The organism is Shewanella sp. BJSY2023SW001, assembly GCF_047314685.1.
Lineage (GTDB): Bacteria > Pseudomonadota > Gammaproteobacteria > Enterobacterales > Shewanellaceae > Shewanella > Shewanella indica.
This window is the reverse complement of the sequence record NZ_JBKORF010000036.1, coordinates 25,229-49,625: the sequence shown is the minus strand read 5'-3', so window position 1 is coordinate 49,625 and position 24,397 is coordinate 25,229. Positions and strand designations below refer to the sequence as shown.

The window sequence follows — 24,397 nt, the reverse complement described above, 5'->3', positions numbered from 1 at the left end:
AGGTCACTGCCCCGCAACAGGAAGCCCAAGATGTTGAAGATGATATCCACTGTTCTTGTAGCCTGCGCCTTGATGCTGCCTGGAGCGGCCAACGCCATGAAGATCAAGGACTACCATAAAGAAGTCATGACGACTGAAAATGGTCGTATTGATTGCGCCGCCTGCCATGGTGACGCTAAGCGCAAGACTATTCCCGATGCGACAGCCTGTGAAGCCTGCCACGGTACTCCTGAAGACGTTGCCAAGCAGACTGCACGTCCGGCCAACGCCGGTCATGATGTTGAACCCAACCCCCATGACAGCCTGCACTATGGCACGGACTTGCCATGTACTTACTGCCATCAGGAGCACAAAGAGAGCAAGGTTTATTGCAATCAGTGCCATGAGTTCACTTATCCAGCAATGAAGCGCTAAGTCGGCGGTTCGAGTCTCCCTGTATTTTTGGATTGGACCCCGTCCGTTTTTTCCACCGCAGCCAAGGCTGCGGTTTTTTTTTGGATAAAAAAGGTCTGCCAAAAGAGCAGACCGGGACGACACCAAAATAAGCGTTTAAGCAAAGCGTCAATGGATGTGGAACCAAGTTCAGTGTGCGCTTTGTAAATTAACCTAAGCTGAAATCACCTGAGTGCCTGGCCACGATTGAGGGCGATAAGCTTATCCAAGATCCGCTCACCATCCATGCGTATGCCATTGTGCTCATACTCAGAGGTCAACCAATACTTGAGGTTGCCCACCTTGGCGGCGGTTTCCAGGCTGTAGGCCTGCTCGACATACATATCTTCGCTGTAGATGGCAGCGGCGACAGGTACGCGGTTGTTGGCGAGAATGTTAGGGTCATAGAGTGAGGGCCAATCGGCTTTGGCGGCCAGCAATTCGGCGCAGGCTTTCAGCGGCTTGAGGTTGGCAAACTGTTCGAACATCCAGGGATAAATCATCTCACCACTGAAAAGCAGCTCTTTGGCGTCCGGGGCAAAAGCCGGATATTCGGCCCGCACCCTGTGGGCAGCCCAGTTGGCGGCTTGCTGCTGGCAGTAGATGGACTCGTGCATGATGGCAAACAGTGGGTTGGTATTGTAATCCAGCATTTGGCAGAACTGCGCCTCAAACAGAGGATTCAGTGCCTTGCCACTTGGGGTATCTATCAAGGCTTGCTCCAGCAGATAGTAGACGGCCTCCGGCCCTTGCTCCATGCCTAAGTTGACCCCCAAAAGTTGCAGCATTTCCTGGGTCAGCCGCTCTCCTGTAGCCAGGCGCGCATCATGGTTATTGATAAAGTCTCTGAGCTCGACCAATAGGGCTTTGGCATCCTTGAAGCGGGCAAAGAAATCCTGGTTTTTGGCCAGCAAGCGCTGATAAGTTGCCCGGTAAACTTCGGCTGCGGGGCGCTCAAGGGAAGGGATACCGCCGGTAATATAGGCTTCCTTGAGTCCTTGCGGTGCGGCGCTCAGGTATCTGAGTACGCAAAAACCACCGAAACTCTGACCAAGAATGCTCCAGGGAGTATCAGGACTAAGTTGCGCCCGAATCGCCTCGGCATCGCGGATGATGTTGTCGGCGCGAAAATGGCTCAGATACTCGGCCTGCTCGTCAGGCGTCATGCCGTCCAGCGTCTTGAAGCTGACCGGACTTGAAAGACCAGTACCGCGCTGATCCAACAAGAGTACCCTATACTCCTTGAGTGCTCTTTTAATCCAGCCACCATTGGCAAGGGGGCGGGCGGCACCAAAGCCAGGGCCACCCTGAAAGAACACCAAGAGTGGCAGGGTCGCGGCGTTATCTTGGGTGCCGATAAGCTGCCGGGCAAAAATTTGCAGTTGTTCCCCGGTGGGATGCTGATAATCCAGTGGCAGAGAGAAGAAGTGTTTGCGGCTCAGGATGCCAGCAAGACGGCTGTCTGTTATCATGTAGGGCCTTGGGCTTGATAGTGGATGGCTCAAAATTGTATACAAAAATCCCTGCGCTGCAAACCGGCGCCAGAAAAGCCGCCTATCTGGCGCTTTCCTGCCCGGGATCAATTTTTCTGTTGCAGGGTTGATGGATCATGCACCGAGACGATCTATCGATCATGGAACGATAACAGCCTGCGAGTGTGTGTAATGAAATACCAGATCATCCCAGTGACCCCTTTCCAGCAGAATTGCAGCCTCATCTGGTGTGAGAAGAGTGGCAAAGCCGCTGTGATAGATCCAGGTGGTAACCATGAGCGCATCATGGATGCCCTGGCGCAGCACGGCCTGCAGTTGCAATATATTCTTTTGACTCACGGCCACATAGATCATGTTGGTGCCGCCAAGGCTTTGGCCACCGAATGTGACGTGCAGATTATTGGCCCGCATATCGACGATAAATTTTGGCTGGAGAACCTGCCACGCCAAAGCCAGAACTTTGGTTTCCCGGCCTGCGCCGCCTTCGAGGCTGACCGCTATCTGGAAGATGGCGAAGAGGTTATCTTGGGCGAGCAGGCATTGCAGGTGTTTCACTGTCCGGGGCATACACCCGGGCATGTGATCTTCTTTGACCGCGAAGAGAACCTGGCTTGGGTGGGAGATGTCCTTTTCCGTGGCTCTATAGGCCGTACTGACTTTCCCGGCTCCAACTATCAGCAGCTGATTGACTCCATTCGTTACAAACTCTGGCCTTTGGGCGAGCAGGTCAATTTCATTCCCGGCCACGGCCCAATGTCGAGCTTTGGTGAAGAAAGGCGTAATAACCCCTTTGTTGCCGATCAGCTACTGGCCGATTGAGGCATTCCAGTCGCAACAGACCCGGGCATGCCCGGGTTTTTATTTGGCTAAAATTCACTCCATTATTGTTTTTTTACTACCAAACGTTTGCAAAGTGAGCCGGATCTCGGCATTAATAAGCCCTTTTTTGGTGTAGATCCGGTTTTTGTTATCAAAATCGGGGTAATTTAACCAATGTTTACATTTTGTGGAGATACTCCTATGCAACAGCGTTGGCATGCAGCAATATCTGCCGGTCTCTTGGCCACTGTCTGGTGTGGGGTTGCCGACACCTTTGGGCTGCTCACCTGGATAGGGTTTCTAGGATGCAGTACTTTCTTTGCTCAAGGACGCAGTGGTTTTGCCGGTCTGCTTCAGGCCTGGTGCACCAATACATCGGGAGTATTCTGGGCTTGGCTTATCATCAGTGGTAGTAGCTTCTTTGTCTCGCCGCTATTTGGCTGGATCTTCACAGGTATAGCCACCAGTGCCATGTGCCTGCAGGCCTGTTTCGGTAAACTTAACTTTATTCCCGGTGCCTTTATTGGTTGTTGCATCACCTTTGCCATGTCGGCGGATATTACAGCTATTATGCCGCCCCTGCTGATTGGCGCCGTATTCGGTTATGCCATGAGTCGCTTGACCGACCTCATGGGCTATTGCCAAACCAGTCGCAGTCGTCAAACTCAAACAAAACCTCTGCCGGTCGAAAGGGCGGTGGAGTAATAGATTATATTGCCAGGATCCTGTCCCGGCTTTTAGCTTCGCGCTGAGGAGCACTGATGAAGCAGATCCAGTTTAGAAAAGTTGATGCCATGCTGATTAAGTTCAGTCTCAACGGTAAATTCTGGCTTGTGTGTTCGCTGGTTAGCGCCATAACCGTCGCTATCGCACTGGCTAACTGGTGGCAGTTGGATGCCAGTGTAACCCAGGGCGCTGAGGCGCGTTTACAAGCCAAAGCCGAGACCCTGCTACAGCTGGCGCCCAAGCAGGGGCGCGATCTTTGGCTACAGCAGCAAGGTCTTAGCCGTAATGAACCGCGCGCCGAGATCAAAGTTATGCTCAGTAGCCATGATGGTAACTACTGGCTCGGTGACAGCTTAACACTGCAAGAGCAAGAGATGCTCAGCAGGGCGAACTGGTTGCTGCTGTTGGCTTTTGTCGGGCTGTTGCCACTGTTTCAACTCAGCTATTGGATCTCCACCTCTCTCGGCGGCGGACTCTGGGATATGTATATGGCGATCAAACGCCTGGCTGACGGCGATTTGAGCTTTAGGCTCAATTTCTTCGGTACAGATGATTTCAGCCTGATAGCCCGCGAGATTGACCGCTGCGCCGATAACATGAGCGAAATGGTCACCGCCATCAGCAGTAATGCTGAAACCTTGTCGATGGCGGCTTCCGAATTTGCCGAGCAAGCCGCTGCCGGTGATGAGATGGGCAAAATTCAGTGGCAGTTTCTCGATACTGTGGCCACGGCGATGGAGCAGATGAGCAATGCCATTACCGAAGTGTCCCACAACGCCGCCGAAACCTCTTCCCAGACCCGGGACAATGCCTCTCAGATGGGCCAGGGTGCCAGACATATAGCAGAAACGGTTGCCAGCATAGGTGAGTTGTCGAGCCGGATTGCCGAGGCGTTCTCTTCGGTATCGCAACTGTCGCGGGAGGCTACCGAGATTGGCGCTGTGGTGACCACTATTGATGGCATTTCCGAGCAGACCAATCTGCTGGCGCTCAATGCCGCTATTGAGGCGGCCAGAGCCGGTGAACAGGGGCGTGGCTTTGCCGTGGTTGCCGACGAGGTGCGGACCCTGGCGGGACGAACCCAGGAAGCGACAGTGGAAATTCAACGTATGATAGAGGGTTTACAGGCGGGCAGCCGCAATTTGTCTCAGCTGACCGAGGCGATAGTGTCGCAGGCCGATGAAAGCCGCCAGGCGATCATTCAGGTGGGTACGGATGTTGAGGGGATGCGTGGCTCAGTGGATGCGGTATTTGATCGCAGCAGCCAAATCGCAGCCTCGGCCGAAGAGCAAAGCGTGTCGGCCCGGGAGATCAGCTCGCAGCTTGGCGATATCCGCAGCCACTCGGATCAGATGCGCCAGGCCAGCGAAAGGGCGATAGAGCTGAGTCAAAAACTGGCCCAGGCTTCAGCCTCTCTGACCCGGCTGTTGGCACAGTATAAAACCAGTTAAACGGGAGACAGTAGAGCCATAAAAAACGCCGGCATCATCAGATGTCGGCGTTTTGCGTTATAGCGTTTCCTGAGCTTTGTTTTTGCCTCAAGCGCGCCGCTTGCTGTGGTCAGCATCAGCAGCGCCATCAGCGCTCACAACCAGGTCAGCGAAAACAGCTCCAGATAGGCGCGTGATCCGAGGGCTTGTCGATGCCGCGAAGCGCGTAATCCACGTCGGCCTCACTCAAGCGGCTTGCCAGCGACTCGGTTGCCAGGATCACATCGATACGCAGGCCGCGGTTATCATCAAAGCCACGGCTGCGATAATCAAACCAGGAGTAGCGTTCGCTGCGCTGCGGGTGCAACTGGCGGAAGGTATCCACCAAACCCCAGTCCAGCAGGGTTTGCAACCATTCACGCTCTTCCGGCTGGAAGCTGCATTTACCCGTCTTCAGCCAACGTTTGGCATTGGCGTCGCCAATGCCGATATCCAGATCCAGCGGCGAGATATTGATATCTCCTATGATGGCAATATCCTGATCCGGGCTGAATGAGTTTTGCAGATACTGCATCAGATCGGCATAAAACTTACGCTTGGCCGGGTACTTGGTCTCGTGATTGATATTCTCCCCCTGGGGGAAGTAGCCGTTGATCACTGTCAGTACACGGCCGTTGTCCTGGATGAACTTGCCGGCGATAAGCCGGCGCTGGGCATCTTCATCGTCGGTGGGAAAGCCTTTTTGAACCTCAATGGGGGCCTGTTTGGATAACAGAGCCACACCATAGTGGGCCTTGCCACCGTGGAAATGTACCTGATAACCCATGGCTTCCACTTCGGCCAGAGGGAAGGCCTCGTCGTGCACCTTGGTTTCCTGCAGCCCTATGATGTCCGGTTGGTGGCTGTCTATCAACTGTTGCAGCTGATGCAGACGGGCTCTCAATCCGTTGATGTTGAAGGAAACGATTTTCATCAGGGCAGCACTCGTTTGAAGGGTTTAACGATAACACTCAGATAAACGCCGGCGGCAACATAAGGATCGGCATTGGCCCAGGCCTGGGCGGCTTCCAGCGATTCAAACTCGGCCACCACCAAAGAGCCGCTGAATCCTGCGTCCCCCGGGTTTTCACTGTCCACGGCGGGATGTGGACCGGCCAGCATCAATCGTCCTTCATCGGCCAGCTGTTGCAGGCGCTGTAGATGGGCCGGACGAGCGGCAAGACGTTTTTCCAGGCTGTTTTCAACATCTTGGGATGAGATCATATACCACATTATTTGAGTTCCTTGCGTTGCTCTTCGGGGATGTGTTTAAAGAGATAAACCACGGTTGCTATGGTGTTCAGCAGCGTCACTGCGGTCAAGCCAAAGACCTTGAAGTTGACCCAGGTTTCCTGACTCAGACTGAAGGCGACATAGATATTGATAATGCCGCAGACAATAAAGAAACTGACCCAGTACCAGGTGACTTGGGCCCATATCTTGTCGGCGACCTTGAGTTCTTGCCCCAGCATGCCCTTGAGTACAGGCTTATTCAGCAATTGGCTGACACCCAGACCCAAGGCGAACAGGGCATAGACTATGGTGACTTTCCATTTGATAAAGGTATCGTCGTGAAACACCAGAGTCAGGGTGCCGAATACGGCCACCATGGCAAAGGTGATGAGATGCATTTTCTCAAGCTTGCGGTACAAGAGATAGGTCACCACGAGTTGCAGCGCCGTTGCGGCTATCAGGGCGCCACTGGCGACGTAGATATCGTAAAACTTATAAACGGCGAAGAAGATGACCAGCGGCAGGAAATCCAGCAGTTGTTTCATAGTAATCAGACTGAGTGAAAATTGCCTGTGAGTTTAGCACGGCGGGCTTTGAGGGATAAACCTCTTCGGCCCTTGCGTGGGTCAGTGCACAATTATTACAGGGAACCTGAGTTGATCTTGCCGGTCTCCGGGATAATTTCCACTATCACCCAGGCCCGGCCTCGTTTATGCAGGCGAATGGTTCTGTCATCGACCCAGGGACGACCACCTCTACGACCGGTAAATTTGACCACGACAGTCACGTCATCGGTGAACTTGCGAAAGAAGTCGATATCTATCTCCTCAATCTCCAGGGTGACATCTGTCATCTGTAGATTGAGCATATGGCGCTGCACAGAGGCGGCGATATAGTAACTTTTCAGCACCTCCTTCATAGGGTCGTCGACATACAGGCTCGCCTTCTCGACATCCTTATCTACGTAGATGGCCTGAAAGAATCCCAGGGCGACTTGCTCTGGGGTATCTATGGTGGCTTGACTCGGGTCATCATTGCAGCCAAATAGGCCGAGCAGACAAAGAAAAAGCAGATATCTCATAGTGTTGACCCTGGTGATTGGTGCCAAACAGTATCGTTTTTTTTAGCATTTATCGCAAGCCGCTGCCTCGGGCTTGACGGGATCGGCGATCCTGTGGCATATAGAAAGGGTAGTATAAAGATTCTTATCCACAGAATCTGTGGACAAGTGTGTTGAAGACTCAATAGATACTTCCTAAGCGATTGATATCGTCGTTAAATTGTCGCTGGTCAATTTTTGACGCTTGGCGTTTTCCCCTATCAATTTCTTCCCTGATTACTTATTTCTGACTTAATCATCCCTGGCGTAAATGATCCTTTGCGTCGAATTTGTACAGCATTTGCTGATAAAAGCCGCAGTCAGTCCATAATACCGTTTAAATAACAAAATCAAACTGCTGAAGCGAATGGGCTATGGCTACCGGATATCAAATACTTCCTTTTGACTGTCAGAGTGGCATTCCCCGGAGAGCCGCGATGAACCAAAAAAAAGCGCCTGCAGTAGCAGACGCTTTTGAATTGGCTATAGGCCGTTAATCGTTCTGGGTGGCCTGAATGGCGGTCAGGGCGATGGTGTAAACAATATCATCCACCAGGGCGCCGCGGGACAGATCGTTCACCGGCTTACGCATACCTTGCAGCATAGGACCTATGCTGATCAGATCGGCGCTTCGTTGAACGGCCTTATAAGTGGTGTTACCCGTGTTGAGATCCGGGAACACAAACACAGTCGCCTTACCGGCAACCGGGCTGTCCGGCGCCTTGGAGCGAGCCACGTTGGGCATTACCGCAGCGTCGTATTGCAGTGGGCCGTCAATCACCAGATCCGGACGCTTCTCTTTGGCAATCCGGGTGGCTTCACGCACCTTATCCACATCCGAGCCTGTACCTGAGTCACCGGTTGAGTAGCTGATCATCGCCACTCTGGGCTCAATGCCGAAGGCTTTGGCCGACTCGGCCGATTGGATGGCGATATCGGCCAACTGCTCGGCATTGGGATCCGGGTTGATGGCGCAGTCACCATATACCAGCACTTGATCCGGCATCAGCATGAAGAAGATGGAAGAGACCAGGCTGGAGCCGGGCGCTGTCTTAATCAGCTGCAGTGGCGGACGAATGGTGTTGGCCGTGGTATTGACCGCACCGGAAACGATACCGTCCACTTCATTCTGGGCCAGCATCATGGTGCCCAGCACCATGTTGTCTTCCAACTGTTCACGGGCAACTACTTCGGTCAGGCCCTTGTGACGGCGAAGATCCAGCATAGGTTCGACATAGCGATCACGCACTTCATCGGGATCGATAATCTCGACACCTTCTCCCAGAATAACGTCCTGCTGGGCTGCGATACGCAGAATTTCATCGCGTTTGCCAAGCAGTACGCAGCGGGCAATGCCACGCTCGGCGCAGATGGCGGCGGCTTTGATGGTGCGCGGCTCATCGCCTTCAGGCAGTACCACTGTCTTGTGCGCTGCGCGAGCCAGCTCGGTAAGCTTGTAGCGGAAAGCCGGTGGCGACAGGCGGTGCTCGCGAGGCGAGTTTTCGGTGACGCTTTCTATCCAGCTCTGATCGATATGACCGGCAACGTATTCCTGTACCAGTTCAATACGCACTGCATCGTCCACAGGGACTTCGTGGTCAAAGCGTTGAATATTGAGTGAGGTCTGCCAGGTATTGGTGTCGATAAGGAACACAGGCAGGCCGGTTTCAAAAGCTTGTTCACACAAAGCCATGATCTCGGGCTCAGGTTCATAACCGCCACTCAGCAGCAAGGCACCAATTTTGACGCCGTTCATCGCCGCCAGACAGGCTGAAACGATAACGTCGGAGCGATCGCCAGAGGTGACCAGCAGCGAGTCTGTCTTGATGTGCTGCACCATGTTGGGAATCGAGCGGGCACAGAAGGTTACCTTGCGCAGACGGCGAGTGTTCATCTCACCGGCATTGATGATGCGGGCGCGCAGGTGCTTGGCTAAATCAGAGGCCCTGGGGGACACCAGATCCAGGTTATAAGGCACGCTGCCGAGGATCCTCAGTGGGCTCTTGCCCGGCAACTGGAACATACCGGCAGTATCGCTGCGCTGAACACCCTGATGGTCGAATACTTCAGACAGATCCGGACGGGCACGGCCTTCGTCGTCCACAGGCGCACCAATCTTGTTGATGATGGCACCGATAAGGCGTTTGTTCTTGTTGCCACCCCAGGAATTAAAGGCGATTTCGAGGCGGTTCATCAGTCCGGTCGGGCTGTCGTTGCCTGGGGTTGCCACAAAGATCACATCGGCGTCGAGCGCCTTGGCAATGGCATAATTGACATCATCGGCAAACGGATGGCTACGGGTGTGCACCAGGCCTTCGATGATCAGGGTTTCAGTGTTGTCGGCAATTTCACTGGCGCGGGCGATGATTTGCTCCATCAGCACATCTGTCTGATCGGCACGGATCAGCGCTTCGGCGTGGATCATCTCAAACGGTTCAAGCGGGTTGACCGTAGGGGATTTGCTGAGGATGGTGGTTGAACGCTCAGGGCCGTGGTCCTGCGGGCGCAACTGGGAAATGGGTTTAAAGAATTGCACTTTAACGCCGTGGCGTTCCAATGCGCGAACCATCCCCAGGCTGATAGACGTCAGGCCGACGCCTGTGCCTATGGGGATCAACATAATGTTACGGGACATAAAAACCTCTTCGGAGTCGATGGTTTTCCGGTGAATCTTGTAAAGTCAAAAACATGAAAGCCGCCAGGTTAACCCGGCGGCTGATTGGTCATATTATTCTTCTATCAAACTAATAGCGTCTTCGGCGATGACCCACTCTTCATTGGTGGGAATGACCATGGCCAGAGTGCCTTCATCTTTAGTGATAATTCCGCCATTGCCGAAGCGGGCGGCCAGGTTGCGTTCATCATCGACCTGGAAGTTGAAGATGGACAGTAGTTCCAGCACTTTCTTGCGGATAATGTCGGAGTTTTCACCTATGCCGCCGGTAAAGACCACGGCATCCAGACGGCCCAATGGCACAGTGTAGGAGGCGATGTATTTTGCCAGACGATAGCAGAAGATTTCCAGTGCCAGTGTCGCACCTTTGTGACCTTCGGCATATCCTTCTTCGATACCACGGCAATCATTGGTCAGTTCGCTGATCCCCAAAAGGCCACTTTGCTTGTTCAGCAGGTTGTTGACCTCTTCCAGGGTGTAGCCCAACTGGTGTACCAGATGATAGATGATGGAGGGGTCGATATCGCCGCAGCGGGTTCCCATCACCAAGCCTTCCAGTGGTGTCAGGCCCATGGAAGTATCCATGCTCTTGCCACCTTTAACTGCCGTAACCGAAGCGCCGTTGCCCAGGTGAGCACAGATCACATTGGTATCAGCCAGCTCTTTACCCAGCACCTTGGCCGCTTCGCGGCTGACAAACAGATGGCTGGTGCCGTGCATACCGTAACGACGAATGCCGTGTTCACGGTAAAGCTTATAGGGCAAGGCGTAGACAAAGGCGTGCTCAGGCATACTCTGGTGGAAGGCGGTGTCAAACACGGCAACCTGAGGCAGGCTTGGGAACGAGGCCATGGCAGCACGAATACCTATCAGGTGCGCCGGGTTGTGCAGCGGTGCCAGTGAGGCACAGTCTTCGATACCTTTAATCACCTGATCGTCAATGATAACCGAGCGGGTGAATTTTTCGCCGCCGTGCACGATACGGTGACCCACCGCCAGGATCTGTGACGCCAGTTCAGGCAGGGGAGCCAAAATCTGGTTTACAATAAACTCCACGGCTTCACGGTGCGCGGTAAATGCGCCCAGTGCGGCTTCATGCTTTTCGCCATTGTGTTTCCATTTGATGCGGGAGTTTTCCAGACCAAAGCACTCGGCCAGACCTGAGATTTGATCATCGCCCGTGAGTGCATCCATGACTGCAAATTTCAAAGAAGAGCTGCCGCAATTTAGAACCAATACCAGTTTTTTAGACATGTTAAAAACCTTTCGCCGTTTTTAATTAATGAGTTACGGGTGAACTGGACTCGCCTGTAACCTGTTTCACTGTGTTCCTGCCGTCAAGCCGTTGTTGGGGCCGAATAGGGAACTGTGCTAAGGTAAAAGCAATATTATGCTTGTTTTCAGGTGCCTTGATTGAGCCTTAACTTTCTCAAAACCGTGAGGGAAGGTCATCGTTATATGAAGACCTGGCCCATGGTCAGACAACTGGGTTTCTTTTTTCCTGAGTTTCGCGTTATTCGTGCCACTCAGTTGGCGTTGCAATTGATGCCTGTGTTGGCCATGCTATCGGCTGCCGCGCCACTCTATTTCTATGGTTGGGACTATCTGCCCCAGGCCATTGCTATCTTTCTGTTCTTTCTCAGCCTGCCTTTGCAGGGCTATCTGTGGCTGGGTTGGCGTGCTCGCCATCCCTTGCCGCTGTCCTTGCTCGATTGGGGTAATCAACTCAATGCCAAGCTTTCCGGGCTTGGGGTAAGCAGCCGCCCTTTAGGGGCCAAGGCCTGCTATATGGATATGGCGCAGATCCTCAAATTGGCCTTTGAACGTCTCGACGCCGGATTTTGGGAAGAGCTCTGAATCAGTAGTCGGCGTTGATCCCTTTCTGAATAAATATAGCCTTTATTCGCTCCATGGTTTCGCGATTCGGTGGCGACACGCCGTCGAGTTCATAGTGCTCACCCATAGCTTCCCACTTGTGTTTGCCCAGTTCGTGGTAGGGCAGCAACTCTACTTTTTCCACATTGGTCATTGGCTTGATGAACTTTGCCAGTTTTTCGGCCGAGGCTTCATCGTCTGTATAGCCGCCGACAACCACGTAACGGATCCAGGTTTTCTGGCCTCGTTGTGCCAGATATTCGGCAAACTGCAATGTTCGCTGATTACTGACCTTGGTGAGATCTATATGCTTGGCATCATCCATCTGTTTGATGTCCAGCAGCACCAGATCTGTGTTATCCAGCAACTGGTCAATTACTTCTGTGTACTTACGAACAAAGCCGTTGGTATCCAGACAGGTGTGTATGCCTTCGGCCTTACAGGCTTTGAATAGCTCGGCAACGAATTCTGCCTGCAACACGGCTTCACCACCGCTGGCGGTCACGCCACCACCGCTGGCTTCCAAAAAAGGTCGGTAGCTGACTATCTGTTCCATCAGCTCCGCGACCGTCACTTCCTTGCCGCCATCCAGATCCCAGGTGTCGCGATTGTGACAGTATTTACAGCGCATCAGGCAACCCTGCATAAAGGCGATAAAGCGAATGCCGGGACCATCTACTGTGCCAAAGGATTCCACCGAGTGGATCCGTCCTTTTACTGTCATGTGCTCTCCTTGGAATGGCTGCAGCGGCGGCCGCTGCAGCCTGGTTTCAAACGTGAATTACAGTGCTTTGGTGAAAGTACGGGTAATCACGTCTTGCTGCTGCTCAGGGGTCAGTGAGTTGAAGCGCACTGCGTAGCCTGAAACGCGTATGGTCAGCTGTGGATACTTGTCAGGGTTGACGACAGCATCTTCCAGCATTTCACGGTTCATCACGTTGACGTTCAGGTGCTGACCACCTTCATGGCCTGGCTTGTGGGCGAAGTATCCGTCCATCAGCGCGGCCAGGTTGGTGCGGCGGGCATCTTCATCTTTACCCAGTGCATTGGGCACAATGGAGAAGGTGTAAGAGATACCGTCCTGAGCGTGAGCGAAGGGCAGCTTGGCCACTGAGGTCAGTGAAGCGATAGCGCCTTTTTCGTCACGGCCGTGCATTGGGTTGGCTCCCGGGGCAAATGGTGCACCAGCACGGCGACCATCCGGAGTGTTACCTGTCTTCTTACCATACACCACGTTGGAAGTAATGGTCAGGATTGACTGGGTTGGGATGGCGTTGCGGTACATCTTTTTGTCACGAATTTTGGCCATAAAGCCTTCGACCAGCATGCAGGCGATGTCATCAACACGGGCGTCGTTGTTACCGAACTTGGGATAATCACCCTCGATTTCGAAGTCTACGGCAATACCGTTTTCATCGCGAACCGGTTTCACCTTGGCATACTTGATGGCAGACAGGGAGTCGGCAGCAATAGATAAACCGGCGATACCACAGGCCATGGTGCGACGTACGTCTCTGTCATGCAGCGCCATCAGCGCGGCTTCGTAGGAGTACTTGTCGTGCATGTAGTGGATGGTGTTCAGCGCAGTGACATACTGAGTTGCCAACCAGTCCATCAGGCCATCGAGACGGCTCATGACGTCATCATAGTTGAGCACTTCGTCTGTGATAGGATCTGCCTTGGGAGCGACCTGAATTTTCAGCTTTTCATCCACACCGCCGTTGATGGCGTACAACATGGTCTTGGCCAGGTTGGCACGGGCACCAAAGAACTGCATGTGTTTGCCGACAACCATGGGGCTCACGCAGCAGGCGATGGCGTAGTCATCAGACTCGAAGTCAGGACGCATCAGGTCATCGTTTTCATACTGGATGGAGCTGGTGTCGATAGACACTTTGGCACAGTATTTTTTGAATGGCTGAGGCAGCTGCTCGGACCAAAGCACAGTGATGTTTGGCTCTGGGCTTGGGCCCATGTTGTACAGGGTGTGCAGGAAGCGGAAGCTGGTCTTGCTCACCAGTGGACGACCGTCCAGACCTATACCACCGATAGATTCGGTAGCCCAGATTGGGTCGCCGGAGAACAGCTCATCGTATTCAGGAGTACGCAGGAAGCGCACCATACGCAGCTTCATCACGAAATGGTCGATCATCTCCTGAGCCTGCTCTTCGGTGAGCACGCCGTTTTTCAGATCGCGTTCGATATAAACGTCGATGAAGGTTGAAGTACGGCCCAGAGACATGGCGGCGCCGTTTTGGCTCTTCACCGCAGCCAGATAGCCGAAGTAGGTCCACTGGATGGCTTCTTTGGCATTCTTGGCAGGGCCGGAGATGTCATAACCGTATTTGGCTGCCATCTTTTTCATCTTGCCCAGCGCTCTGTGCTGCTCGGCAATCTCTTCACGTAACTGGATAACGTTGCTCAGATCTTCACCGGCTTCCATTTGAGCCTGCAGTGAAGTGAACTGGGCAACCTTGTCTTTCATCAGGTAGTCGATACCGTAGAGGGCTACGCGGCGGTAGTCACCAATGATACGGCCACGACCGTAGGCATCGGGCAAACCTGTCAGTACACCTGACTTACGGCAAGCGAGGATTTCCGGAGTGTAAACATCGAACACGCCCTGGTTGTGGGTCTTACGCAGTTCGGAGTAGACATATTTGATTTCAGGATCCAACTCGCGATCATAGGCGGCGCAGGAGCCTTCAACCATGCGGATACCACCGTTGGGCAGCATGGCGCGTTTGAGTGGCGCATCAGTCTGCAAACCAACAATGGTTTCCAGTTCCTGATTGATGTAGCCGGCATCATGGGAATCTATGGTAGAGACTTTGTCTGTATCAAAGTCGACCGGAGCGTGGGTGCGGTTTTCCTGCTTGATGCCTTCCATGACTTTGTCCCACAGGGCTGTGGTCGCAGTGGTGGGGCCAGCCAGGAAAGACTCATCACCTTCATAGGGGGTGTAGTTCTTCTGGATAAAGTCACGTACATTGACTTCGGTCTTCCAATCGCCGGGAACAAAGCCTTCCCATGCGCTTGCAAACAGCTCAGTTTTCTCGGTCATAGTACTCATACCTTCTAGTTGAGATAAAGTTACTTGCTGGCCTCGCTACCTTGCTTGGCCAGCAAGGGACGGCGATACACAAACCAGTAAGTCAACCCTACAAATAAAGCTCCCCCCACGATATTACCCAGAGTGACGGGAACCAGATTATGGAACACGAATTGGCTCCATGTGAGATCGGCAAACTGCTCGGGGCTGACCCCGGCGCTTGTCCAGAATTCAGTGCCGGCCATATTTTTGCTGATAATGGCCATAGGAATAAGGAACATGTTGGCGATGCAGTGCTCAAAGCCTGCGGCGACAAACATAGCAACCGGTAGCACCACGGCCAGCAGCTTGTCAGTGACCGAGCGACCGGCATAGGCCATCCATACCGCCAGACACACCATGATGTTACACATGATCCCGAGGGCAATAGCCTGGGTAAAGTCATGGTGCAGTTTCGCCTGGGCGGTTTTCATATAGCCTAGGCCTATTAAACCGTGGCCGGCATCATAGTGTTTGGCGGTGATCATCAGGCCTACCAGTAGCATGGCGCCGATAAAGTTGCCCAGATAGACCAGCCCCCAGTTACGCAGTAAGGCTTTGGTGGTGACCCGTTTGCTGGCTCTGGCAGTAATGGTTAATACTGTTGAGGTGAAAAGTTCGCCGCCCAGTACCACCACCAACATCAGGCCCAGGCTGAAGCACAGACCGCCGATGAGTTTGTTGAGACCGTAGGGAAGGGCGCTGCCGCCGGCAGTGGCGACGACATAGAAGATAAACGCGAGGCCAATAAACACCCCCGCAGTCATGGCCAGCAACAAGGTCGACTGGGTATCACGGCCGATTTTGACGACGGCCGCATCCTCGACCTTCTGCGCAGTATTGGCAGGGGTTGATGCATCAAATGGGCTAGGACTGTTGTTCATAGTTGCCTTCTTTCGCTCATTTGGTGGCTGGCCACCGGTTTAGGTTATAAAGTTCATTTATCGCTTATTCTATAGTGATGGCTGCGAGCCATCGAGTTCATCAACTATAAGCAATGTGTAATTAAATTACGTGATTTAGATCAATTTAACCGCTGATTAATCTAAATTATGAAATTAAACTACGTTTTGCTACTCTTTTTTGTCTAAAATTTCCTTGAAATAATTCACCGAAATTCGAGTTGTCTTCCAGTGTCATCTACCAAGGTTTGTGCTTTTAATTGGTTTTTGGTCCAAGTATAAGCTTGTAACACGTTATAAAAGTCCAGTCTGTGCTCTTGCTCGCGGTGAATGGCTGCAAACAGAAATGTTGACCTTTCCCGTGTTGTCGCAATCCTCGCCTTCTTTGACTTACAGAGCCTTGATGAGGTTTTAGTGACCTCTGGGGAACTGTGTAAAGAATCGCCTCACATGTATTGAACCTTAAAATTGGTCTTACCAATTTACCATAAAAATATTAACACAGAGCCGTGCTGTCGGCATCTGATATCGGCCTTTACCCATAGGGAAAAGCTAAATTTTGCGAGCAGGTTAACAATTGTATGTCATTGCGTCGACGCGGGGGGAGCTGGCGCCAGTTTATTTCAGTAAAGGCTTATGCCTGTGGCCTCACAAACCCATATCAAAACTTGATTCGGGTCTTGATTTTTGGGCTGTTGTGACCCGCCTGGGAGCAGGCTCAGGGCTGTGAGTCCTGTCATGGTTCATTAGGCATGCAGTCAAAAAGTTAACGGAATATCATCAGGTAACCGGGTGGTAACTTTATCCAACAACCAAAGCGTAACTTGCGTCATGCCTTGGCACTCGAGGGAAGAGTTGATTAGAATCAAGGCTTTCTTTTGCTGTCACGCTCCATTTCAAGGAGCTATCCAAGGAGGCCGTTATGCCACCCATGGCACGTCTGGCCATCATACTTACCCTGATTTATGCCCTGTTTTGGGCTCTTGGGCCCTTGTTGACCGATATAGGGATCTGGGGAGCACAAGCTGATTATTACGGCCTGCCTTTGTGGTTTTGGCTGTCCTGTATTCTGACTCCATTATGTTTCATTCTGGGGCTCTTCTACCTGTTTGGCCGGGGAGGGCATAAAGAGTGACCACCCTTATCCCCGTATTGGTTTATCTGTTGCTCAGCCTGGTGTTGACCCGCTTTATTGCCGCCAGACAAGACAAGGCCAGCCTCTATCAGGATAAGGCGGCGCGCTTTTTTATCGGTGGCCGTTTTCTCAATGGCCCCATGTTGGCCTTGACGCTGGTGGCCACCTATACCAGCGCCAGCTCTTTTATCGGTGGTCCGGGCGCCGCTTACAAGATAGGTTTGGGCTGGGTATGGCTTGCCTTGATCCAGGTGCCGGTTGCCATGCTGACCCTGGGAGTGTTGGGGCCGAAAATTCTCGCGGCCAAGGCGCCTTACGCCACTTTGATTGAGTGGTTGGATGCTCGCTTTGAGCATAAAGGAGTCAGCATGTTGGCGCTGGGCTCCTTGGTGCTTGGATTTGTCGCCATGATTACGGTGCAGTTTATCGGTGGCGCCAGGTTGTTTGCCGGCGTCAGCGGTATCGACTACAGCTTGGGGCTGGCTCTGTTTGTGGTGACTGTGCTGGCTTACACCCTGAGCGGAGGTTTTCGGGCGGTGACCATCACTGATGCCTTTCAGGGGATAGTGATGCTGCTGGGGCTATTGCTGCTGTTTTTCACCCTGCTTGGCCATGGGGGGATGACAGAGTTGATGTCCAAGGTGGCCAGTGAAGACCCGGCATTGTTGCAACCCCACGGCAATGAAGGACAACTGGGCTGGCCCATGATGCTGTCGTTTTGGGTGCTTATCTGTTTTGGCACGCTTGGGTTGCCACATACTGTGGTGCGTTTGCTGGCGGTTAAAAATACCCAGGCGCTCAAGAAAGGTATTATTTGGGGCACCCTTATCAGTGTCTTGATGACACTGTTACCGCATCTCATTGGATTGATGGGGCGGGCGCTTTATCCCGATTTGCAAGTACCGGATGAGATCATGCCAACTTTGATCTCCGGACTGTTTTCGCCACTTTTGGCCGGGGTGCTGCTGGCGGCGCCCATTGCCGCCGTGATGTCGTCGGTGGACTCTATGTTGCTGCAGGCGGCGGTCAGTCTGGTGCGGGATGCCTGGGTTAAAGTCAGGCCACAAACCTCGGCGCAAAGCCAGCTGCGTTTGAGTCGCATTGCCATGTTGATGATTGCTGCGCTCGCCTGCTACTGGGCGCTGGAGCCTCCGGCCATGATAGTCTGGCTCAATCTGGCGGCTTTCGGTGCGCTGCAGGCGGTGTTTCTCTGGCCAATTTTAGCGGCGGTATTCTGGCCTTCATTGACTGGCAACGCCGTATTTGCCGCGATGATTTCCGGATTGCTGAGTTATGGAATGCTGCAATGGCAGGCCTTGCCTTTACCATTTCATATTCACCCTGTGGTCCCGGCCTTGCTGGTTTCACTCTTGGCCATGTTGGGCTGCCATGCATGGTTGTCTGCGCGAGCGGTTTTGGCGGTAGCGCCGGATAAGGCAGAGTAAAGAGCTATGCTTGATTGTTGAGTAAGGGATGAAACAAAAAAAGCGCAGTCATTGACTGCGCTTTTGGCTATTAAAGCGCTTATCAGAAACGGATCTGATAACCCGCGTAGACTACGCGGCCGATAATGTTGTGGGTATCGGCGTCATAACCTGGGTAGGACAGCTCATAGTTAACCGTAGGCATGGCATCGAACAGGTTACGGGCACCGACCGTGACTTTACCGAACTGGTCAAAGTCATAGTTCATGGCCAGATCCCAAGTGGTGAAGGAACCAAAGTCCTGCTTGTCGATGTTGGCAGCTTGCTGCTGTGGTGTTTCACCGGCATAGGAGTCGATGTACTTGGCGATCAGCGAGGCGCTGAAGGCATCGTACTCATAGCTAAAGGTGGAGTTGAAACGCAGCTCAGGATATCCCTTGGTACCCAGCACGTCGTAACGTGGATCGACCGGACTGGCTTGCTCTGTGTACTCCAGTGCATAGGTGCCGTCCAGGGCAAATTTCAGACTGCCGTAGTTACCCAGCTCGAAGCGCGAGCTGAAAGAGACGTCCAGACCCGAGGTTTGCACCCCGTCCATGTTGATGTAACCGGCGCCAATCTCTTCAATCTTGCCGTCGGTATCACGCTTCACATAGACATATTTAGGATCGTAGGCACCGAGACCTGTAGTGGCCTCCAGATCCAGGATAGTCTGGGCACCGACATAGCTGACCTGGTTGCTGATCTCAATGTTGTAGTAGTCCACAACCAGAGAGATATCATCTGTGATGTTCCACACAGCACCGAAGGCATACTGATCAGACTCTTCAGGTTTCAGCTCCGGATTACCTGAGCTCTTGCGCAGATACTGAGTTGACTCACACACATCGGCCCCTTCGCGTTGGTCAGGCGGTAGCATCTGACAACCTTTGGTGTCGATCACTCGGTCATAACTGGTAGCAGCTTCGCCCAGCAGATCATCCAGTGACGGAGCACGGAAGCCCTGGCCGTAAGAGGCGCGCAGGACCAGGTTATCCAACAACTGGTAACGCAGGTTGATAGAGCTGGACAGCTGGCCTTCATCCGGCAGGCTGTATTGGTCATAACGGCTGGCCAGTTTAACGTTCAGATCGTCGGTGACCGGCAGTTCCAACTCAACGAAGGCAGCCTTGTAGTTACGCTCACCGGCAGAGTCGCCACCGTAAGTACCCAGTACTTTGCCGGCAGCTTGCTGCGCATCGCGGCGATCGCTGAATTCCATCTTCTGGTACTCGGCGCCCACAGCGTAACCTATGTCACCGCCTGGCAGGGCGATAGGTGCCAGGGCTGCCCAGGAAATGGCTGTTGCTGTGGTCTTGGAATCCGCCTGACGGGTGGCTGTGTGCAGGAAGCTGTCCAGGGTTGCCTGAGTGGCATTACCGCCCAGAACAAATGGGTTATAAAGCCCGGCATCGACGGCTTGCTGCAGGTTGTCTTCAAACACATAAGAGTCTGTGCTTATATCCACCTGCTGATCAGAGTACTGTACGTACCAGTTCAGTGAACCGGCATCCAGCTCCAGGTTCAGCCCTGTCACCACGTCAACAACATCGGATTTGAACGTCGTGCTGCGATCGGCCACGCCTGTCAGACGGTGGTAAGCCTGTACTTCAGTTGCACCGGCTGTGCCATAAGTTGGGTTCAGTGGGTTGTCGGCTGCGATAAACAGGTTAGGGGTCCACAGTGCGGTTGAAGAAGTGGTGGACTTGTCACGCATCACAATCGCCTGACCGAACCACTCCAGATTATCGGTGATCTTGTAAGTCAGGTTGCTGAACAAGGAGTCTTTGGTCTGGTCCGGCAGATAATCGGTACCATCAAACATACTGTAGCCACAACGTGGACCATCTTTACTCTGAACGATTTGATCGGCGGGGCAGTCTTTACCTGGAACATAGTCACCAGTGTAGCTTGGCGTCTCAAAGGTTCCATCTTCTTTTTTGCCTGGGCGAGCAGCTACAGGGCGCCAGGTGCCTTCCGGTGCATACAGAGAACTGCGACCATAAGCTTTATCCCAGTTGGCAGTGAGATGTTCACGCTGGCCACCCTTGAGAGGATCAAACTTCTTATGCTCTATGATAACCAGACTGCTGCTCTTGTCGCTGGTGTTACCAAAGGTCATCGACGCCGACATTTCATCACGGCCACCCTGAGTCGGGTTGGCGAATTTCAGATCAAATCCGAGGCCATCATAATTTTTCTTCAGAATGATGTTGATTACACCGCCAATGGCATCGGAACCATAGATGGCTGATGCACCGTCACGAAGAATTTCAATACGCTCGATGGCGTCCATGGGGATTAGGTTAAGGTTGGTTGCATCGGCACCGAAGGTGGCTGATGGTGCAATCCGGCGGCCATTGATCAGGGTCAGGGTACGGTTTGAACCCAGGCCTCGCATGCCTGAGCTGGCGTGGTTACTGGCAGAGCTACCAGCGTCGCTGATAAAGCTGCCCGCCGTATTGTATGGCATTTGTGCCAGTACCGCAGAAACATCTGTCAGACCGGTTTTGGCTATGTCTTCAGAACTCATTACCGTCACCGGCAGTGCCGATTCCATGTCGGTACGCTTAATGCGCGAGCCGGTAACTTCGATGCGCTCCAGTTGTTGTTCGTTTTCGTTGGCTTGAACAGCGGGTAAGCTAAGAGAGGCAGCTGCAGCGCCGCCAAACAAGGCGAAGCGCACAGCTTTGCTGACACTGAGATTCATCATTTATATCCTTTTATGATATTTGTTTTATCTTTTTGTATTTATTAGGGCCGATAAAGAACAATTCGGCGACAAAATGTAACCATTAAGATACAAATAATACAAGTGGTTAAATGCTTATTGACTATCTTTTTGTTGTAATAAAGATGTAACCAAGTATTTTTAAATATTATTGATACAAAGGTTATTAAAATAAAAAACACAAAGAAAACAATGTTGCAACAATTGGCGAGAAATTAAGATGAGCAAATAATAAGCGGCGCGAATGCGCCGCTTATTTACAGGATTAAGTTCTGTTTAATCCAGTTTAGAAGGAATAGTTCAAACTAGTGTAGTAGAAGCGGCCGATGTTATCGTATGCAGCAGATCCTGCACTGGTTCCGGTTGAACCATAAGGCAAGTCCTTATCGAATAAGTTATCGATACCAAACTTGAGGGTTATGCCGGAATCAAATTGATAACCCAAAGCAACATCACTGATGAAGTAATCGTCGTACTGCATGTTGGAACTTGGGTTGGCATTAAGGGCCAGATCCTTATCTGTGTACAAGCTGACATCATTGACGAAACGGGTACGCCAGTAGCTGAGCCAGTTTTCATACTTGTAATTCAGAGTCAAGTTAGCCTGCCAATCGGCATATCCCAAAGTACCCGCCAACTCTTCATAATCACTGGGATCATCTTGGAAGGAGAAGTTACGACGTTTTATCAGGTGGGTCGCGATCAGGTTAGCACTGAAATCACCGCCGAGAATATCAGCCTTATAGGCCAGATCCAGATCCACCCCGGCTGCTTCCAGTGATGCCACGTTCAGCGCATGGCTTTGGATCAAGGTTATTTGGTGGGTTGAAGGATCGCGGGTGATCAAGTCACAGTACTGATTATTTATACCACTGGCCGAATCCAGGCATCGGTCAACTATGGTCTGTGCTCCGATGGAGCTGATGGCATCGTCGATCTTGATGTTCCAGTAATCGAGTGTCAAAGATAGACCTTCGATAAACTCAGGCTGGTAGATAAGCCCAACAGTGTAGCTGGTGGACTCTTCTGGCTTCAGTTCCCGGTTACCACTGCTCTTACCTTCTATCCTTTTGGCATCGTACTCATCATTGAAATCGGCAGGTACACCCATTGCAGCACAGTTCTTACGGCGGGTGGCTGAATCAGCCAATGTATTGAGGTTATCGATACGGCAGCTGTCTTTAACACTAAAGTATGTTTGACTCGGTGCACCAAACAGTTCGCTGATATTTGGAGCTCTGATGGCTTCGGCATAGGTACTGCGCATTCTCAGCTCATCGTTGATTTCCCAGCTTAGACCGGCTTTCCAGGTGGTCGCATTGCCTATGGTGCTGTAATCGGCGAACCGGACTGCCAGATCCATATCCAGCTGGCGGATCAGCGGTAAGTCGGCCAACAGCGGGATTGATACTTCCGCAAATACTTCCTTAACATCGAAATCACCTTTGTCTTCGCCCAAGGCATTGAAGAATGTACCTCCGGCATTCTCAGGCTCTTTAGTCTCACTTTCTTCTTTGCGGTACTCAACCCCGGTAGACAAGCCTACATAGCCCGCCGGTAATTCAAATAGCCCGGAATTGGTGATGGTGCCACCCAAAACAGTTTGCTTAATTACTGCATTGCCAACAGAAGTGGTATTGATATAGTCAATGGCTTCCTGGCTTGGATTACCGGCACCAAAAATGTTGACCGGTACACAACCTTCAGCGCGGGCGGTTTCGCTGCGACAGACTATGTTACCGTCGAGCATAACGGCATCGAGGGCATTTTGGTAGTTGGCATAGATCAGGTTGTTTTTGTTTACCCGCTCCAGATCTGTCTGACCATAGATGGCGTACAGATCATAGTCCCAATCGTCGGCCAAGACGCCTTCAAGGCCCAATACATAGCGCTGGGTTTCACGGGTGTCATCTTCTATACGTTGGCCCAGGTCAGCCATGAAACGGTTGATGACGATTGAATCCAGTGGTTGAGGAGTACCGTCCGCATTCTTGTTGTTCTTCATCAGAGCAACCAGGTTGGGATCCAGATAAGGGTTGTCAATCTTCACTGAGTTAAGCTTATTGCCAAAGAAGAAGGCCGGTTGGCTATAATTACTGGCCTGGCTGTTGACATATTTTGCCTCAAAGTAGAGGTTCATATCGTCATTCAACTGATAATTGCTTTTCAAGTTGAGGTTATAGCGTTTGAACTCGGGCTGCAGATCTTCAAACTGTCTCAAGTTGGTAAAGTCGCAGTCGACACAGTAGTTACCGTCGACTTTTGGGCCTATGTAAACATCACCTATGGTTCCGTCTGGATTGAAGGTTTTCCAACCATCCAAAAAGAAGGTACCGGCGTTGCTGATCCTGTAATGTCCGCCGTTTGGCAGGAAATACTTGTCCGGATCAGACGGATTGTTGGAGTCAATGTAATTACCGTTAGCATCCTTGGGTCTATCGGTATTTTTCAGACTGGTAAATGAGGTTCTGGTTTGATCACGATCGAAAGCTCTGAGTCTATCCTGAGCGCTGTATTCCGCAGCGAAGGCGATATTACCGCGACCATCATTAATATCTTTGCCGTAAGAAAGCGAAATTCTGTCTTTACCAAAGTTACTGTCATCAGCCCGACCTTTAATAGCCGAGATATCCAAGCCGACAATATCTTTTTTCAGAATAAAGTTAACCACACCAGTGACCGCATCGGCACCATAAATGGCAGATGCTCCGCCGGTAATGACTTCTACTTTTTCGACCCAGGCACTTGGAATCGTGTTGACGTCAACCGAAGAGCTTCCCGCTGAGCTGGCAACATGACGTTTGCCGTTTACCAGCACCAAGGTTCTGTCGGTACCCATGGTACGCAGATCCAACAGGTTGGCACCGGCAGTACCAATGTAACGCCCGGAGTTGGCAAGGGAATAAGTGTTACCCAGCGCAGGCAACTGGTTGAGGGCTTCACCTATGTTGGTCACACCGGTAGACAGGAGTTCTTCACCTGAGATTACAGTCACTGGCGTTGGCGCCACGGCACCTTCACGAATGATACGTGAGCCTGTGATAGAGATTCGCTCAACGGCTGAATTTGCCGTTTGTTGTTCTTGTTCTGCCGACAATGCTGGTGCGGAATAGGCTGCAGTTGCAACACCACCAATTAACGCAAAGCGCACCGCTTTGGCTAATTTAGAATTAACTTGCATTATATCTCCCTGATACTTATGTATGATTTTTTTATTTTTACACCCGAATTAATTAATAGATGTTTACGGATGTA

Annotated in this window: 20 protein-coding genes; 7 read left to right on the top strand and 13 right to left on the bottom strand. The window is 52.0% G+C overall.

The genetic code is table 11. The features are described 5' to 3' along the window. Positions 1 to 30 precede the first annotated feature (30 nt). Positions 31 to 414, top strand: a complete 384-nt coding sequence (locus tag ACMHXH_RS08425) for a cytochrome c3 family protein (protein ID WP_039032795.1) — start codon at positions 31 to 33, stop codon at positions 412 to 414. 203 nt (positions 415 to 617) lie between these two features. On the opposite strand, the gene ACMHXH_RS08420 is transcribed toward ACMHXH_RS08425, so the two are convergent. After that, positions 618 to 1,904, bottom strand: a complete 1,287-nt coding sequence (locus tag ACMHXH_RS08420) for an alpha/beta fold hydrolase (protein ID WP_162206271.1) — start codon at positions 1,902 to 1,904, stop codon at positions 618 to 620. 192 nt (positions 1,905 to 2,096) lie between these two features. On the opposite strand from ACMHXH_RS08420, the gene ACMHXH_RS08415 reads away from it, so the two are divergent. The 3 genes from ACMHXH_RS08415 (at position 2,097) to ACMHXH_RS08405 (ending at position 4,921) form a co-directional block, all read left to right on the top strand. After that, positions 2,097 to 2,744 carry an MBL fold metallo-hydrolase gene (locus tag ACMHXH_RS08415; RefSeq protein ID WP_028781082.1) on the top strand — a complete coding sequence of 216 codons (648 nt, stop codon included), beginning with the start codon at positions 2,097 to 2,099 and terminating at the stop codon, positions 2,742 to 2,744. Between the two features lie 201 nt (positions 2,745 to 2,945). Further along, the gene (locus tag ACMHXH_RS08410) at positions 2,946 to 3,449 is read left to right on the top strand and encodes a DUF1097 domain-containing protein (RefSeq protein ID WP_162206270.1); all 504 of its coding nucleotides are present in this window, start codon (positions 2,946 to 2,948) and stop codon (positions 3,447 to 3,449) included. A gap of 56 nt (positions 3,450 to 3,505) precedes the next feature. After that, on the top strand, positions 3,506 to 4,921 hold the full coding sequence (locus ACMHXH_RS08405; protein WP_162206269.1) for a methyl-accepting chemotaxis protein: 1,416 nt from the start codon (positions 3,506 to 3,508) through the stop codon (positions 4,919 to 4,921). Here ACMHXH_RS08405 and ACMHXH_RS08400 read toward each other — a convergent pair. The 7 genes from ACMHXH_RS08400 to ackA form a co-directional block, all read right to left on the bottom strand. Next, positions 4,918 to 5,049, bottom strand: coding sequence for a hypothetical protein (locus ACMHXH_RS08400; protein ID WP_274380899.1), 132 nt, complete (start codon positions 5,047 to 5,049; stop codon positions 4,918 to 4,920). The two genes, ACMHXH_RS08405 and ACMHXH_RS08400, sit on opposite strands and share 4 nt — an antisense overlap. Positions 5,050 to 5,066: 17 nt before the next feature. Next, entirely contained in the window at positions 5,067 to 5,873 is an 807-nt protein-coding gene (xthA, locus tag ACMHXH_RS08395; RefSeq protein WP_025011773.1) for an exodeoxyribonuclease III, read from the bottom strand. Beyond that, positions 5,873 to 6,172: a YciI family protein gene (locus ACMHXH_RS08390; protein ID WP_071475945.1), complete on the bottom strand. Its 300-nt coding sequence runs from the start codon at positions 6,170 to 6,172 to the stop codon at positions 5,873 to 5,875. Before ACMHXH_RS08390 ends, xthA begins: the two co-directional genes overlap by 1 nt. Next, the gene (locus ACMHXH_RS08385; protein ID WP_039032799.1) at positions 6,172 to 6,717 is read right to left on the bottom strand and encodes a septation protein A; all 546 of its coding nucleotides are present in this window, start codon (positions 6,715 to 6,717) and stop codon (positions 6,172 to 6,174) included. Before ACMHXH_RS08385 ends, ACMHXH_RS08390 begins: the two co-directional genes overlap by 1 nt. Before the next feature lie 95 nt (positions 6,718 to 6,812). Continuing rightward, positions 6,813 to 7,253: a hypothetical protein gene (locus ACMHXH_RS08380; protein WP_039032800.1), complete on the bottom strand. Its 441-nt coding sequence runs from the start codon at positions 7,251 to 7,253 to the stop codon at positions 6,813 to 6,815. A 511-nt stretch (positions 7,254 to 7,764) separates the two neighbouring features. Further along, positions 7,765 to 9,906 (bottom strand): phosphate acetyltransferase, encoded by a 2,142-nt coding sequence (pta, locus tag ACMHXH_RS08375; protein ID WP_039032801.1) that lies wholly within the window; start codon positions 9,904 to 9,906, stop codon positions 7,765 to 7,767. A gap of 93 nt (positions 9,907 to 9,999) precedes the next feature. After that, positions 10,000 to 11,199 carry an acetate kinase gene (gene ackA / locus ACMHXH_RS08370; RefSeq protein WP_025011777.1) on the bottom strand — a complete coding sequence of 400 codons (1,200 nt, stop codon included), beginning with the start codon at positions 11,197 to 11,199 and terminating at the stop codon, positions 10,000 to 10,002. Positions 11,200 to 11,358: 159 nt separating this feature from the next. Between ackA and yfbV the strand changes: the two genes are divergently transcribed. After that, positions 11,359 to 11,802 (top strand): terminus macrodomain insulation protein YfbV, encoded by a 444-nt coding sequence (gene yfbV / locus ACMHXH_RS08365; RefSeq protein ID WP_028779375.1) that lies wholly within the window; start codon positions 11,359 to 11,361, stop codon positions 11,800 to 11,802. 1 nt (position 11,803) lies between these two features. On the opposite strand, the gene pflA is transcribed toward yfbV, so the two are convergent. Genes pflA through focA form a run of 3 tightly spaced genes read right to left on the bottom strand, consistent with a single transcriptional unit; the run spans position 11,804 to position 15,795 of the window. Next, entirely contained in the window at positions 11,804 to 12,544 is a 741-nt protein-coding gene (gene pflA / locus ACMHXH_RS08360) for a pyruvate formate lyase 1-activating protein (RefSeq protein WP_215773002.1), read from the bottom strand. A gap of 57 nt (positions 12,545 to 12,601) precedes the next feature. Next, on the bottom strand, positions 12,602 to 14,884 hold the full coding sequence (gene pflB, locus ACMHXH_RS08355; RefSeq protein ID WP_215773001.1) for a formate C-acetyltransferase: 2,283 nt from the start codon (positions 14,882 to 14,884) through the stop codon (positions 12,602 to 12,604). Positions 14,885 to 14,913: 29 nt separating this feature from the next. Then, positions 14,914 to 15,795, bottom strand: a complete 882-nt coding sequence (focA, locus tag ACMHXH_RS08350) for a formate transporter FocA (protein ID WP_071475943.1) — start codon at positions 15,793 to 15,795, stop codon at positions 14,914 to 14,916. 940 nt (positions 15,796 to 16,735) lie between these two features. Here focA and ACMHXH_RS08345 point away from each other — a divergent pair. Then, a complete protein-coding gene (locus tag ACMHXH_RS08345; RefSeq protein ID WP_162206267.1) occupies positions 16,736 to 16,948 on the top strand; it encodes a DUF997 family protein in 213 nt (70 codons plus the stop codon). Then, a complete protein-coding gene (panF, locus tag ACMHXH_RS08340; protein ID WP_039032806.1) occupies positions 16,945 to 18,393 on the top strand; it encodes a sodium/pantothenate symporter in 1,449 nt (482 codons plus the stop codon). Before ACMHXH_RS08345 ends, panF begins: the two co-directional genes overlap by 4 nt. A gap of 82 nt (positions 18,394 to 18,475) precedes the next feature. Here panF and ACMHXH_RS08335 read toward each other — a convergent pair whose 3' ends face one another. Both ACMHXH_RS08335 and ACMHXH_RS08330 read right to left on the bottom strand, forming a co-directional pair. Next, positions 18,476 to 21,124, bottom strand: a complete 2,649-nt coding sequence (locus ACMHXH_RS08335) for a TonB-dependent receptor plug domain-containing protein (protein WP_039032807.1) — start codon at positions 21,122 to 21,124, stop codon at positions 18,476 to 18,478. 304 nt (positions 21,125 to 21,428) lie between these two features. Further along, positions 21,429 to 24,323: a TonB-dependent receptor domain-containing protein gene (locus tag ACMHXH_RS08330; protein ID WP_039032808.1), complete on the bottom strand. Its 2,895-nt coding sequence runs from the start codon at positions 24,321 to 24,323 to the stop codon at positions 21,429 to 21,431. Positions 24,324 to 24,397 lie beyond the last annotated feature (74 nt).

What these genes read in the sequence shown, in the direction of transcription:
- ACMHXH_RS08425 (WP_039032795.1), top strand. Translation starts at nt 31, where the DNA reads ATGTTGAAGATGATATCCACTGTTCTTGTAGCCTGCGCCTTGATGCTG.
- ACMHXH_RS08420 (WP_162206271.1), bottom strand. Translation starts at nt 1,904, where the DNA reads ATGATAACAGACAGCCGTCTTGCTGGCATCCTGAGCCGCAAACACTTC.
- ACMHXH_RS08415 (WP_028781082.1), top strand. Translation starts at nt 2,097, where the DNA reads ATGAAATACCAGATCATCCCAGTGACCCCTTTCCAGCAGAATTGCAGC.
- ACMHXH_RS08410 (WP_162206270.1), top strand. Translation starts at nt 2,946, where the DNA reads ATGCAACAGCGTTGGCATGCAGCAATATCTGCCGGTCTCTTGGCCACT.
- ACMHXH_RS08405 (WP_162206269.1), top strand. Translation starts at nt 3,506, where the DNA reads ATGAAGCAGATCCAGTTTAGAAAAGTTGATGCCATGCTGATTAAGTTC.
- ACMHXH_RS08400 (WP_274380899.1), bottom strand. Translation starts at nt 5,049, where the DNA reads ATGGCGCTGCTGATGCTGACCACAGCAAGCGGCGCGCTTGAGGCAAAA.
- xthA (WP_025011773.1), bottom strand. Translation starts at nt 5,873, where the DNA reads ATGAAAATCGTTTCCTTCAACATCAACGGATTGAGAGCCCGTCTGCAT.
- ACMHXH_RS08390 (WP_071475945.1), bottom strand. Translation starts at nt 6,172, where the DNA reads ATGTGGTATATGATCTCATCCCAAGATGTTGAAAACAGCCTGGAAAAA.
- ACMHXH_RS08385 (WP_039032799.1), bottom strand. Translation starts at nt 6,717, where the DNA reads ATGAAACAACTGCTGGATTTCCTGCCGCTGGTCATCTTCTTCGCCGTT.
- ACMHXH_RS08380 (WP_039032800.1), bottom strand. Translation starts at nt 7,253, where the DNA reads ATGAGATATCTGCTTTTTCTTTGTCTGCTCGGCCTATTTGGCTGCAAT.
- pta (WP_039032801.1), bottom strand. Translation starts at nt 9,906, where the DNA reads ATGTCCCGTAACATTATGTTGATCCCCATAGGCACAGGCGTCGGCCTG.
- ackA (WP_025011777.1), bottom strand. Translation starts at nt 11,199, where the DNA reads ATGTCTAAAAAACTGGTATTGGTTCTAAATTGCGGCAGCTCTTCTTTG.
- pflA (WP_215773002.1), bottom strand. Translation starts at nt 12,544, where the DNA reads ATGACAGTAAAAGGACGGATCCACTCGGTGGAATCCTTTGGCACAGTA.
- pflB (WP_215773001.1), bottom strand. Translation starts at nt 14,884, where the DNA reads ATGACCGAGAAAACTGAGCTGTTTGCAAGCGCATGGGAAGGCTTTGTT.
- focA (WP_071475943.1), bottom strand. Translation starts at nt 15,795, where the DNA reads ATGAACAACAGTCCTAGCCCATTTGATGCATCAACCCCTGCCAATACT.
- ACMHXH_RS08345 (WP_162206267.1), top strand. Translation starts at nt 16,736, where the DNA reads ATGCCACCCATGGCACGTCTGGCCATCATACTTACCCTGATTTATGCC.
- ACMHXH_RS08335 (WP_039032807.1), bottom strand. Translation starts at nt 21,124, where the DNA reads ATGATGAATCTCAGTGTCAGCAAAGCTGTGCGCTTCGCCTTGTTTGGC.
- ACMHXH_RS08330 (WP_039032808.1), bottom strand. Translation starts at nt 24,323, where the DNA reads ATGCAAGTTAATTCTAAATTAGCCAAAGCGGTGCGCTTTGCGTTAATT.